Annotated in this window: 10 protein-coding genes and 1 riboswitch; of the genes, 5 read left to right on the forward strand and 5 right to left on the reverse strand. The window is 59.6% G+C overall.

Annotation, left to right across the window (positions count from 1 at the left end):
- Nucleotides 1-35: 35 nt before the first annotated feature.
- Together C8D90_RS05850 and C8D90_RS05855 are read right to left on the reverse strand one after the other, a co-directional pair.
- Complete coding sequence (locus C8D90_RS05850; protein WP_115457490.1) at nt 36-1,265, reverse strand: multifunctional CCA addition/repair protein; 1,230 nt, start codon at nt 1,263-1,265, stop codon at nt 36-38.
- 171 nt (nt 1,266-1,436) lie between these two features.
- Nucleotides 1,437-2,054, reverse strand: coding sequence for a TIGR04211 family SH3 domain-containing protein (locus tag C8D90_RS05855; RefSeq protein WP_115457491.1), 618 nt, complete (start codon nt 2,052-2,054; stop codon nt 1,437-1,439).
- Between the two features lie 229 nt (nt 2,055-2,283).
- Between C8D90_RS05855 and C8D90_RS05860 the strand changes: the two genes are divergently transcribed.
- Together C8D90_RS05860 and glnE are read left to right on the forward strand one after the other, a co-directional pair.
- On the forward strand, nt 2,284-3,588 hold the full coding sequence (locus tag C8D90_RS05860; RefSeq protein ID WP_115457492.1) for a CYTH domain-containing protein: 1,305 nt from the start codon (nt 2,284-2,286) through the stop codon (nt 3,586-3,588).
- A gap of 42 nt (nt 3,589-3,630) precedes the next feature.
- Nucleotides 3,631-6,477, forward strand: a complete 2,847-nt coding sequence (gene glnE, locus C8D90_RS05865; protein WP_115457493.1) for a bifunctional [glutamate--ammonia ligase]-adenylyl-L-tyrosine phosphorylase/[glutamate--ammonia-ligase] adenylyltransferase — start codon at nt 3,631-3,633, stop codon at nt 6,475-6,477.
- 19 nt (nt 6,478-6,496) lie between these two features.
- Here glnE and C8D90_RS05870 read toward each other — a convergent pair whose 3' ends face one another.
- Nucleotides 6,497-7,426: a Kdo(2)-lipid IV(A) acyltransferase gene (locus C8D90_RS05870; RefSeq protein WP_115457494.1), complete on the reverse strand. Its 930-nt coding sequence runs from the start codon at nt 7,424-7,426 to the stop codon at nt 6,497-6,499.
- A 208-nt stretch (nt 7,427-7,634) separates the two neighbouring features.
- Here C8D90_RS05870 and hldE point away from each other — a divergent pair, with 208 nt between their 5' ends.
- Together hldE and yjeH are read left to right on the forward strand one after the other, a co-directional pair.
- Nucleotides 7,635-9,062, forward strand: a complete 1,428-nt coding sequence (gene hldE / locus C8D90_RS05875) for a bifunctional D-glycero-beta-D-manno-heptose-7-phosphate kinase/D-glycero-beta-D-manno-heptose 1-phosphate adenylyltransferase HldE (protein WP_115457495.1) — start codon at nt 7,635-7,637, stop codon at nt 9,060-9,062.
- Between the two features lie 18 nt (nt 9,063-9,080).
- Nucleotides 9,081-10,325, forward strand: a complete 1,245-nt coding sequence (gene yjeH / locus C8D90_RS05880) for an L-methionine/branched-chain amino acid transporter (RefSeq protein WP_115457496.1) — start codon at nt 9,081-9,083, stop codon at nt 10,323-10,325.
- A gap of 30 nt (nt 10,326-10,355) precedes the next feature.
- Here the strand turns inward: yjeH and ubiK are convergent, their stop codons facing one another.
- The gene (gene ubiK, locus C8D90_RS05885; RefSeq protein ID WP_115457497.1) at nt 10,356-10,637 is read right to left on the reverse strand and encodes a ubiquinone biosynthesis accessory factor UbiK; all 282 of its coding nucleotides are present in this window, start codon (nt 10,635-10,637) and stop codon (nt 10,356-10,358) included.
- A 204-nt stretch (nt 10,638-10,841) separates the two neighbouring features.
- A riboswitch (FMN riboswitch) is annotated at nt 10,842-10,997 on the forward strand.
- Between the two features lie 126 nt (nt 10,998-11,123).
- Here ubiK and ribB point away from each other — a divergent pair.
- The gene (ribB, locus tag C8D90_RS05890; protein ID WP_115457498.1) at nt 11,124-11,777 is read left to right on the forward strand and encodes a 3,4-dihydroxy-2-butanone-4-phosphate synthase; all 654 of its coding nucleotides are present in this window, start codon (nt 11,124-11,126) and stop codon (nt 11,775-11,777) included.
- An 80-nt stretch (nt 11,778-11,857) separates the two neighbouring features.
- Here the strand turns inward: ribB and zupT are convergent, their stop codons facing one another.
- The gene (gene zupT, locus C8D90_RS05895; protein ID WP_115457499.1) at nt 11,858-12,628 is read right to left on the reverse strand and encodes a zinc transporter ZupT; all 771 of its coding nucleotides are present in this window, start codon (nt 12,626-12,628) and stop codon (nt 11,858-11,860) included.
- Nucleotides 12,629-12,694: the final 66 nt, after the last annotated feature.

The following is a 12,694-nucleotide window of genomic DNA, read 5'->3' on the forward strand; positions in this document are numbered from 1 at the left end:
GACGTTTGCGGAGTCCGCCCTGCGGCGGACTCCCGTCAGTTTTCCTGCTGTGCTTTCCAGTCGCTCAGCGCATTGAGCCGGCGTGCCTGAAGTTCGTCCCGGATCGCCTGCCCCTGAAATCCTTCCTCCACCACCTGACGTACGGAAACCGCATTCGCCACGTTCCAGGCAGCACGCAGATAGTCGCCCTGCGGATAAGGATTTTCTTCCCAGCCCGCGCGTCCGCGCGCGTCAGCTTCGCTGGTCAGAATAATTTGCTCCAGGCGCTCTGGCTTGCGCCAGACGTCAATGGCATCGAACATTTTCAACAGCGTCACCGGGCGCAGTTTCTCCACGGTATGAATCTGGTCATGATATTCCGCCACCAGCTTCGCCAGATCGCGTATCGGATTAGGAATGCGTAAACGCCGGCACATCTCGTCCACCAGCTTAACCCCCAGCGGGCCGTGCCCGTGGTGGTGCGGCCAAAGGTCCGGCGGCGTCAGTCCTTTACCGATGTCGTGGGTCAGCGCGGCGAAGCGTACGTCGATTTCCGGGCTGAGGCGGGCGGCGATCGCCAGCGTCATCAGGGTATGCACGCCGGTGTCGATTTCCGGATGCCATTTCTCCGGCGCAGGCACGCCGAACAGGCGATCAATTTCCGGAAACAGGATCGCCAGCGCCCCGCAGTCGCGCAGAACCTGAAAATAGACCTGCGGGCTTTGGCTGCCCAGCGCCTTCTCCGTTTCGCGCCACACCCGCTCCGGGGTCAGGTTTTCCAGCTCGCCGCTGGCCGCCATCCGGCTCATCAGGGCCATTGTTTCCTCCGCCACCTGAAAGCCGAGATGGGCGAAGCGGGCGGCGAAGCGGGCAACGCGCAGTACGCGCAGCGGATCTTCGCCGAATGCATCGGAAACGTGGCGTAAAATACGCTGATTAAGATCGTTCATGCCGTGATAGGGATCGACCAGCGTCCCATCGGCGCTTTCCGCCATGGCGTTGATTGTCAGGTCGCGGCGCAGTAAATCCTGCTCCAGCGTGACATCCGGGGAGAAATAGGTGGTAAACCCGGTGTAGCCGTGGCCTGATTTCCGCTCGGTACGCGCCAGCGCATATTCTTCTTTCGACTGAGGATGCAGAAATACCGGGAAATCCTTACCGACCTGCTGAAAGCCCTGCGCCAGCAACTCTTCCTGCGTGGCGCCTTCAACCACCCAATCCCGGTCGGTCACCGGCAAACCCAGATATTTGTCACGGACGGCGCCACCGACCAGATAAATTTTCAAAACACGCTCCTGACGAAAAAATCCGCCGCGCCGGGGGCACGGCAATATGAGACTCTGCGGCATAGCCCGCAAAAAATTCCTGTTTCCCCCATTATAAGCCACGCGCCGCGCCTTGCGGCCATAAAAAAACGCCGCAGAGCGACGTTCTTTCTTTTATCCGGCAGGTTCCGCTCAGTTCATCCAGCGGTCTTTCTTGCGGCGCGGAATCAGATGCGGCAACAGCAGCCCGAGGAGCAGACCGCCCCCGGCGACGCCGCCGCCGTATAAAAACCACTGCATGATAATGCCGCGCTTTTTATCATCTAACTGCGTATTTACCGCGTTCACGGTTTTTTGCGCGTTAACCAACTGATCTTTCAGCTTCTGATTTTCTTCTTTCAGGCTATCAATCACGCTGTCGCTGGAAGAGACTTTACGCTGCATTTCCGCCGTGCGCTGGTTCCAGCTGTCATCAATGTTGGCCAGCTTGTCCGTCAGGTTTTTCACCTGCAGCTCCAGCTCCGGTACGCGGGTGCGCAGGCTGGGGACTTTGCTGAGCTGATCAAGCGGCAGCCAGACGGTGCGCCCTTTGGCGTCCCGGACCTGCCCGTAGTTGGTGCCGTCGTTCACGCTGAGCAGCGTTACTTCCTCACCCGCATTCACGGTGCCGACAATCCGGTACTGGTTGCCCGGACCGCTGTGAACGTATGCATTCAGCTCATCAGAGATGTAACGCTTCTCTTCAGCATGCGCATTCAGCATAAAACATGCGGCAAACAGGGTAAGACAAATTAAGCGGAGTCTAGGCATCTGATTATCATGTATAAGTATATGGATGGGATAAGATAGTACGGGGAACAGTGTGGCGAAGCAATGAAAAAACCGATATGAGAACAGTCTGACTTGCACGGCCGGCGCGGCTTGCGGCGCGGAAGCGGCGTTTGAGACAGTGAATTTCACTGCGTTTGCGCCCGTTGGTTGCGGTAAGCTGGCGAAAAAGAGTATCACCCCTCACAGGCAGAAGGCGGCAAATCAGGTTATGACCGTTGAAATTGAACTGAAATTCATCGCGACGCCGGAAGCGGCGGCGCATTTGCCGGGCGCGCTGGGCGCCTGGCCTCATCAGCATACGCCGGCGCGCTTGCTGAGCAATACATATTATGAAACGGCGGAAAATACGCTGCGCGGTTACGATATGGGGCTGCGCATCCGTGGCGAAGACGGGCGTTATGAAATGACGCTCAAAACCAAAGGGCAAACCGTCGGCGGGCTGCATCAGCGCCCGGAGTACAATGTTCCCCTGGCCGGGCCGGCGCTGGATATCAGCCTCTTCCCCTCCGGTGTGTGGCCGGCCGGTTGCAACACGGCGGAATTACAGCAGGCGTTGCGGCCTCTGTTCAGCACCCATTTTCAGCGTGAAAAGTGGGTAGTCACTTACCGGCAGAGCCAGATTGAAGTCGCGCTGGATCAGGGCGAAGTCAAAGCGGGCGAGCTGGCGGAGCCATTGTGTGAAATTGAGCTGGAGCTTAAGCAGGGAGAACGCGACGATCTGCTGGCCTTTGCCGGGGTGCTGAGCGAGGACGGCGGATTGCGCCTGGGCAGCCTGAGTAAGGCCGCACGGGGTTACTATCTGGCGCAGGGGCGCCCTGCACAGGCGGTGCGGCCGGTTCCGGTTCTGCGGATGGCGGGGAAACCCAGCGTAGAGCAGGGCATGCAGGCGGCATTCATGCTGGGCCTGAATCACTGGCAATACCATGAAGAGCTGTGGCTGCGTGGCGAATCAAAGGCGCGGGCCGCGGTTGGCGAGGCCATTGCGTTGCTGCGCCAGGTTTTCACCCTGTTTGGCGGCCTGGTGCCGCGCAAGGCCAGCACGGATTTGCGCGCGGGCCTGACTTTACTGGAAGAGCGGCTGGCTGCGGACGATGCCGATGCCCGCACACTCTGCTTCAGTGCTGCTTATCTGCAAACCCAGTTAGCGCTTACTCGCTGGCTGGTGCTGGAAGAATGGCGCGCCTTCGTGGATGACAAAGCGCAAAGTAAGCTGTCCGGCTCTTTTAAACGATTCGCCGATATCATGCTGGGCCGTACCGGTGCGGAGCTGAAAGAGATGTTTTCCCATATTCATCAGGGGAGCGAATATCAGGACAAACTTACGCGCCTGTGTCATCTCTTACTGACCCTCCATTTGCTTGCCGGAGCGTATTCCGGCGAAGGTCCGCAGCACTATATTGGGTCATGGCGCGACCTGGCGCAGGCCATCGCCGATCCGGAACATGCATCGCCGGAAAGCGCCAGCCACCGGGCGCTGGCCCAGCCGGCATTCTGGCTGAACGGTTCACACTAATTCGCGTCCCGGCGCGCAGGCGCCGGATTAAAGGGAGTGTTTATGTCGCTATCATTACCTTTCCCCCTCTCGCCCGAACTGAAGGCTCAGGCCGCGCGGGCGGCGGAACGCCTCGGGCTGGCAGAGGCCGGTCTGTACGATGAGGCCCGCGCCGCGCTGGCGCTGAGCGATTTCATCAGCGATAACCTTGCGGCCTGCCCGGAATGGTGGCAACAGCTGAGCGCGACGCCGCCCGATCCGCAGGAGTGGCGCCATTATTCCGCGTGGCTGGCGCAAAAGCTGGAGCCGGTCACGGACGAAGCCGGACTGATGCGCGAACTGCGTCTGTTTCGCCGCCACATGCTGGTGCGCATCGCCTGGATGCAGGCGCTGGCGTTGAGCACCACCGGCGAATCGCTGGAATTACTCAGCCAACTGGCGGAAACGCTTATCGTGGCGGCGCGCGACAGCCTGTACCAAACCTGCTGCAACGAATGGGGAACGCCGTGCAATGCGCAGGGCGAGGCCCAGCCGTTGCTGATTTTGGGAATGGGGAAGCTGGGCGGCGGCGAACTGAATTTCTCCTCAGACATCGATCTGATCTTCGCTTACCCGGAAAGCGGCGTGACGCAGGGCGGGCGGCGCGAGCTGGACAACGCACAGTTTTTTACCCGTCTCGGCCAGCGGCTGATCAAAGTGCTCGATCAACCGACGGTCGACGGCTTCGTTTACCGGGTGGACATGCGTTTGCGCCCCTTCGGCGACAGCGGCCCGCTGGTGCTGAGCTTCGCCGCGCTGGAAGACTATTATCAGGAGCAGGGGCGCGACTGGGAACGCTACGCCATGGTAAAGGCGCGGGTGATGGGCGGTGAGGAAGGCGTATACGGCCAGGAACTGCGCAGTATGCTGCGTCCGTTTATTTTTCGCCGCTATATCGACTTCAGCGTGATTCAGTCGCTGCGTAACATGAAGGGCATGATTGCCCGTGAAGTGCGCCGTCGTGGCCTGAAGGACAACATCAAACTGGGCGCGGGCGGTATCCGTGAAATTGAGTTTATTACGCAGGTATTTCAGCTCATCCGCGGTGGGCGCGAGCCGTCGCTGCAACACCGCGCCTTACTGCCATCGCTGGAGGCGATTGGCCGTCTCGGTCTGCTAACGCCGGAGCAGGTAGAGACGCTGAGCACGGCCTACCTGTTTTTGCGTCGTCTGGAGAACCTGTTACAGGCTATCAACGACGAACAGACTCAAACGTTGCCGCAGGACGCACTGAATCAGGCGCGTCTGGCCTGGGGCATGGGCTTTCCCGATTGGGACGGACTGTTGCAGATGCTGGAACGGCATATGGACGGGGTGCGCCGGATTTTTAACGACCTGATTGGCGACGATGAAAGCGAATCCGCTGAAGATGACGATGATCGGGAGCGTTTCGCCGCGCTTTGGCAGGACGATCTGGATGAACGGGATCTGGCGCCGTTTTCACCGACCCTGGATGAAGAAGCGCGCAGGCAACTGGCGCGTATTATCCGCGACTTCCGCCACGATCTGGACAAACGTACCATCGGCCCGCGCGGGCGCGACGTGCTGGATCAACTGATGCCGACGCTGCTGGGCGAGGTCAGCGTCCGGGAAGACGCCGTGCGGCTGCTGCAACGCCTGACGCCGCTGTTGCTGAACATCGTAACGCGCACGACGTATCTGGAGCTGCTGGCGGAATACCGGGCGGCGCTGACGCAGTTGCTCCGCCTTTGCGCTGCGTCGCCGATGGTGGCGAATCAGCTGGCGCGCCACCCTATTCTGCTCGATGAGCTGCTTGATCCCGCCACGCTGTACCGTCCGATTGCGCAGGATGCCTATCGTGACGAACTGCGCCAGTACCTGATGCGGGTACCGGAGGATGACGAAGAGCAGCAGCTTGAGGCGCTGCGCCAGTTCAAGCAAACGCAGCAGTTACGTATCGCCGCTGGCGATATTTCCGGCGCGTTGCCGGTGATGAAAGTCAGCGATCACCTGACCTATCTGGCGGAAGCGATGATTGACGCTGTGGTGCAGCACGCCTGGGTACAGATGGTGGCGCGCTACGGCCAGCCCACACATTTGCAGGGGCGGGAAGAGCGCGGATTCGCGGTGGTAGGCTACGGCAAACTGGGCGGCTGGGAGCTGGGCTACAGTTCGGATCTCGATCTGGTCTTTTTGCTCGATTGCCCGCCGGACGTGATGACCGACGGCGAACGCAGCATCGACGGCCGTCAGTTTTACCTGCGCCTGGCCCAGAAAATCATGCATCTGTTCAGCACCCGTACTTCCTCCGGCATTTTGTATGAGGTCGATGCCCGCCTGCGGCCGTCCGGGGCGGCGGGAATGCTGGTCAGCACGATCGCGTCGTTCGCTGACTATCAGCGCGAAGAAGCGTGGACCTGGGAGCATCAGGCGCTGGTGCGCGCCCGCCCGGTGTATGGCGACGTTGCGTTGCACCAGAAATTCGACTCCATCCGGCGGGAAATTTTATGCCGGCCGCGTGAGGCGGACACGCTGAAAACCGAAGTACGCGAAATGCGTGAAAAGATGCGCCAGCATCTCGGCGGTAAGCAACGCGACAAGTTCGACATCAAAACCGACGCGGGCGGCATCACCGACATCGAGTTCATCGCCCAGTTCCTGGTGCTCAATTACGCCGCACAGGAGCCGCGTCTGACGCGTTGGTCGGATAACGTACGCATTTTCGAGCTGATGGCGAACTACGGCATCATGCCGGAAGAGGAAGCGATGGCGCTGACCCGCGCTTACGTTACCATGCGCGATGAAATCCATCGCCTGGCGTTGCAGGAGCAATCCGGTACGGTGGATCAAAGCGCGTTTGAAGCGGAACGCAGGCAGGTCACGGAGAGCTGGGCACGCTGGTTATCCTGAGCCGTGCCCGGCTGGGGGGTCAGTAACGTGAAGGCACGCCCTCAGGGCGGGTTTTGAAGCGCCGGTGCAGCCACATGTACTGCGTCGGCGCCAGCATGATCTCTTTTTCCACAACCTTATTCATGTAAGCGGCGGCGGCCACTTCGTCATCCAGCGGGAAGCCTTCAAGCATCGGCTGAATGTACAGGACGTAGCCGCTGTCGTCCGCCATGCGCACCGGGGTAAACGGCACGATAGACGGCTTGCTCATGCGCGCCAGAATATAGGTGCCCGTGGTGGTTGCGGCCTGTTCCACGGCAAATAAAGGGACGAAGACGCTGCTTTTCGGGCCGTAGTCGTGATCGGGGGCGTACCAGATGATTTCGCCCTGCTTCAGGGCGCGGATCATGCCTTTGACGTCTTTACGATCCAGCATGTACTTATTGGAGCGCAGGCGGCCCCAGGTTTGTATCCAGTCCATGACTTTGTTGTCGTTGGGACGATAGACGCCCACGCCGGGGTTTTTCATACCAAAAATCCGTGCGCCCAGCTCCAACGTCAGAAAGTGCAGGCCGATTAACAGTACGCCTTTGCCATCCTTACGCGCTGCAATCATGTTGTCGTAGCCTTCCACCCGGCACCAGCGCTCAATGCGCCAGTCCGGCCAGAACCAGGCCATGCCGGTCTCCAGCACGCCCATCCCGACGGATTCGAAGTTTTTCTCTACCCACTCCCGGCGTTCCTGCTCCGGCATATCGGGGAAACACAGCTCAAGGTTGCGGTGGGCGATTTTTACCCGGCGTTTCATAAAGCGCATAGCCAGCCGGCCCAGGCCTTTCCCCAGTTTATGCAGGCAAGGATAGGGTAACAGCACCACGGCATAGAGCACGCCCAGCCCCAGCCAGGTCAGCCAATAGCGCGGGCGCAGCATTGCGCGTTCGAATTCGGGGTAAACGTGGTTATCGGCCATAGCAGGTGGGCAGGTTCTCACAGGGATGATTTGGGAGGCCAGTGTAATAGATTTTGTAAGTTGTTCAAAATCACCGGTAGTAATGAAAGTTGGTATAAAATGCGTTTTTTCGCCTTCGCCGCTTTAATCGCCGTCGATTTGTGGACGGGGAGCGGCGAAGGAGTGTGATATTATCTGGCGCAATATAGACCTGTTGGGGAGTTTGGGGATGAAAGTAACCCTGCCTGATTTTCACCGTGCCAACGTTTTGGTGGTGGGCGACGTAATGCTGGACCGCTACTGGTACGGGCCGACCAGCCGTATCTCGCCGGAAGCGCCGGTGCCGGTAGTAAAAGTGGAAACCATCGAAGAACGTCCCGGCGGCGCGGCCAACGTGGCGATGAACATTGCCTCGCTGGGCGCCAATTCGCGCCTGGTCGGGCTGACCGGCATTGACGATGCGGCCCGTGCCCTGAGCGAGAAGCTCAGCAGCGTGAACGTGAAGTGCGACTTCGTTTCCGTTCCGTCACACCCTACCATCACCAAGCTGCGCGTGCTCTCCCGCAACCAGCAACTGATTCGCCTGGACTTCGAGGAAGGCTTCAGCAGCGTGGATCCGCAGCCGATCTTCGAGCGTATTCAGCAGGCGCTGCCAGCGCTGGGCGCGCTGATCCTGTCTGATTACGGCAAAGGCGCGCTGAATTCGGTGCAGCAGATGATTGCTCTGGCGCGCGGCGCCGGCGTACCGGTGCTGATCGATCCGAAAGGCACCGATTTTGAACGCTATCGCGGTGCGACCCTGCTGACGCCTAACCTGTCTGAATTTGAAGCCGTTGTGGGACGCTGCAAGGACGATGACGACCTCGTCGCGCGCGGCCTGAAGCTGATGAAAGACTTGGAGCTGACCGCCTTCCTGATCACCCGCTCTGAACAGGGGATGACGCTGTTGCAGCACGACAAGCCGCCGTTGCACATGCCGACGCAGGCGCAGGAAGTGTATGACGTCACCGGCGCCGGCGACACCGTTATCGGCGTGCTGGCGACCTCGCTGGCGGCGGGAACGTCGCTGGAGGAAGCCTGCTTCCTGGCTAATGCGGCGGCAGGCGTGGTGGTCGGCAAACTGGGCACCTCCACGGTGTCGCCGATCGAGCTGGAAAATGCCATCCGCGGCCGCAGTGAAACCGGCTTTGGCGTGATGAGCGAAGAAGAGCTGAAGGATGCCGTCGCCAAGGCGCGTCAACGCGGCGAGAAAGTGGTGATGACCAACGGGGTATTCGACATTCTGCACGCCGGTCATGTTTCTTACCTGGCTAACGCCCGCAAACTCGGCGATCGCCTGATTGTCGCAGTGAACAGCGATGCCTCCACCAAGCGCCTCAAGGGCGACGAACGGCCGGTAAACCCGCTGCCGCAGCGTATGGCGGTGCTGGCGGCGCTGGAGGCCGTAGACTGGGTGATCCCATTTGAAGAAGATACGCCGCAGCGGGTGATTTCCGAGATCCTGCCGGATCTGTTGGTCAAGGGCGGTGACTATAAACCGGAAGAGATCGCCGGCGGGGCGGAAGTGATCGCCGCGGGCGGGGAAGTCCGGGTGCTGAACTTTGAAGACGGGTGCTCAACCACCAACATTATCAAGACTATTCGCCAGGGACACTAACCCACGCCGGGAGGCGACGTGAACGGACTGAAACAAGAATTGGGGTTGGCGCAGGGCGTCGGACTGCTCTCTACTTCCCTGCTGGGAACCGGCGTGTTTGCGGTTCCCGCCCTTGCCGCGCTGGTGGCGGGCGACGACAGCCTGTGGGCATGGCCGGTATTGATTTTACTGGTGTTTCCCATTGCCATCGGCTTCGCCGCGCTGGGGCGACACTATCCCAGCGCCGGCGGCGCGGCGCACTTCGTGGGTATGGCGTTTGGGCCGCATATGGCCCGGGTGACCGGCTGGCTGTTTCTTTCCGTGATTCCCGTCGGGCTGCCGGCGGCATTACAAATCGCGACGGGCTTTTGGCAGGCGTTGTTCGGCTGGAGCGGCAGTGAACTGCTGTTGGTCGAGCTGGCGACGCTGCTGGTTATCTGGCTGCTCGGCACCCGCGGCGCCGGTTCCAGCGCCAATCTGCAAACTATCATTGCGGTGCTGATCGTCGCCCTGATCGTGGCGATCTGGTGGCGCGGCGGGATCGCGCCGACGGAGATTCCGTGGCCGTCTCCGGCGGAGGTGGATGCCGGCAACCTGTTCGACGCGCTGGCGGTGATGTTCTGGTGCTTCGTCGGCCTGGAGGCGTTCGCGCACCTGGCGTCGGAGTTTCGCGATCCGGAGCGGGACTTTCCGCGCGCGCTGTTGATCGGCCTGCTGGTGGCCGGCGCGGTTTACTGGGGCGGAACGGTCGCCGTGCTGCACTTCCACGCTTACGGCGAAGGCCGGGCTGCGGCGGCTTCTCTGCCGGGCATCGTGGTGGATCTGTTCGGCCAGCACGCGCTGTGGATCGCCTGCATCATCGGTTATCTGGCCTGTTTCGCCAGCGTCAATATTTACACGCAGAGCTTCGCCCGCCTGGTCTGGTCGCAGGCGCAGCAACTGCCGCAAAGCCGGCTGGGGCGCCTTTCTTCCCGCCAGGCGCCGGTCAACGCATTGAGCGCGGTGGTCGGGTGCTGCCTGCTATGCACGGTGGCGATCTATCTGCTTGATTTGCCGCTGGATGTGCTGATTGTTTATGCCAACGGCATTTTTATCCTTATCTATCTGCTGTGCATGCTGGCGGGATGCCGCCTGTTACAGGGGCGTTCGCGGCTGATGGCGATCGTTGGCTGCGTGTTGTGCCTGGGATTGCTGCTGATGGTGGGATGGAAAAGCCTGTACGCGCTCGGGATGCTGGCGGCGCTGTGGATATTGCTGCCAAAGCAGGCATTGGTAAGACAATAGAAACGAAAACGGGAGCCAGGCTCCCGTTTTTTACTGCTGTTCAGGTTCCTGCTTTATCGCCGGAACGTCACCGTTTTTGGCTTCCAGCGCACTCAGGCGTTGTTCCAGCAACGCCAGCTTTTCACGCGTACGCAGCAAAACCTGCGTTTGCACGTCAAAATCTTCGCGGTTAACCAGGTCAAGGCGGTTCAGCTGAGCCTGCAGGATCTGGCGGATTTTCTTCTCCAGATCATCGCCCAGCTCACGTAATCCTTTCGGCAGGGACTCATGCACCTGACGGGCAATTTGTTCAATTTTCTTCGGATCGATCATGGTGCGTTCCTTGATAACGGGGAAATTCGTTCGCGCATAGTGTAATACCTGAGAGGCGCGGGATAAACCTCCATACGCCGGGTAATGTGAGATGCGACCCCCGGCAGCGATATAACGCCGTCAATCACGCGGGACAGTAAAAAGAATAAAAATGATCGATGCGATCCAATTGCCCAAATCAATCATTAGCGTTATAGTCGTTGTGCTTATTCTCAGGGCGGGGTGAAAGTCCCCACCGGCGGTAAATCAGCAAGTTAGTGCTGAAAGCCCGCGAGCGCTCACGCCAGGTCCGGCGGGAGGTCAGCAGATCCGGTGTGATTCCGGAGCCGACGGTTAAAGTCCGGATGGGAGAGAGTAACGGTATCCTGCCGGGCTGAGTCCCGCTCGCGTTATTTACGGCAGTGCCGCCTTTCGACAGGCTGCTTTGCCGCTCCTCAAGCTTGCCCTGATTCTGGTAATCCATAAATTTAATGAGGTTTTTTTACCATGAATCAGACTTTACTTTCCGATTTCGGCACCCCGATGGAACGCGTTGAACGCGCCCTTGATGCTCTGCGCGCTGGTCGCGGCGTGATGGTGCTTGATGATGAAAACCGTGAAAACGAAGGCGATATGATCTTCGCCGCTGAGACGATGACCGAGGCGCAGATGGCGCTGACGATTCGCCACGGCAGCGGTATCGTATGCCTGTGCATTACCGAAGAGCGTCGTCAGCAGTTAGAGCTGCCGATGATGGTAAGCAACAACACCAGCCATTACGGCACGGCGTTTACGGTGACCATTGAAGCGGCCGAAGGCGTCACCACCGGCGTTTCTGCCCGCGATCGCGTGACGACCGTCCGTGCGGCGATTGCCGACGGCGCGAAGCCGTCCGATCTGCATCGCCCCGGTCACGTTTTCCCGCTGCGCGCCCAGCCGGGCGGCGTTCTGGCTCGTCGTGGTCATACAGAAGCAACGATTGACCTGGTTTCTCTGGCCGGTTTCCGTCCGGCTGGCGTACTGTGTGAACTGACCAACGATGACGGCACTATGGCGCGTGCGCCGGAAGTGATCGAATTCGCTAAGCAGCATGATATGCCGGTACTGACCATTGAGGATCTGGTGGCTTATCGTGAACAGCAGGCAAAAAAGGCCAGCTGATTGAATAAAAAACCCGGAGGCTTATCCTCCGGGTTTTCAGTTCCGGTCTGATATTCTTGTCATTATGACGTAGTAAGGGATTAAATCCCCCCCATCTGCAATAACGTTAAACTGAATCCCATCACCGCCATGCCGCATAATACGCCATAGCTCGGGTTGTTCTGCGGGTCGATCTCTTTCGCCAACGGCATCAGTTCATCAATGGAAAGCGCGACCATAATGCCCGCCACCGCGGCCATGACAGAAGCCATTAATACCGGTGAAATCATCGGCCCCAGCAGCAGGAACGCCAGCAGCCCGCCAAGAATTTCCGCGACGCCGGACAGCCCGGCCCAGAACAACGCCTTACGTTTCGAACCGCTTGCCGCATATACCGGACCGGCTACCGCCAGCCCCTCGGGAATGTTATGAATCGCCACCGCCAGCGCAATACCCAGACCCAGCTCCAGGTTGGTGCTGGCGGTGACGAAGGTGGCGATGCCTTCGGGAAAGTTATGCAGGCTCACGCCCAGCGTCAGTAATAACGCGGTACGGCGCAGATTACGCGGCTTGCGCTCCAGCGGAGGATGCATCAGATCGTGAGCGTGTTCGTGAGGGAGCAGACGGTCCAGCATGAAGTAGCCCACCAGCCCGATGATAAACATGCCATATCCCAATATCGGCGACATTCCTTCGGCAGCCAGCGCAGCCGGGAGCATTTCCATCAGGGAAATCAGCAGCATAATGCCGGCGGCAAACCCCAGGGCGAATGCCAGCATACGGTTTGACGGCTTTTGGCCGATGATGCCCAGCAAAGCGCCGATAAAGGTTGAGCCACCCGCCAGCAGCGTCAGAAGCAGAGGTACGGACATGTTAGCTCCATTTGATAATGATTCCTATTAATGATAATAACAAAGAAACGGAAAAATACGAGAGGG

The sequence above is a fragment of the Enterobacillus tribolii genome, assembly GCF_003363015.1.
Lineage (GTDB): Bacteria > Pseudomonadota > Gammaproteobacteria > Enterobacterales > Enterobacteriaceae > Enterobacillus > Enterobacillus tribolii.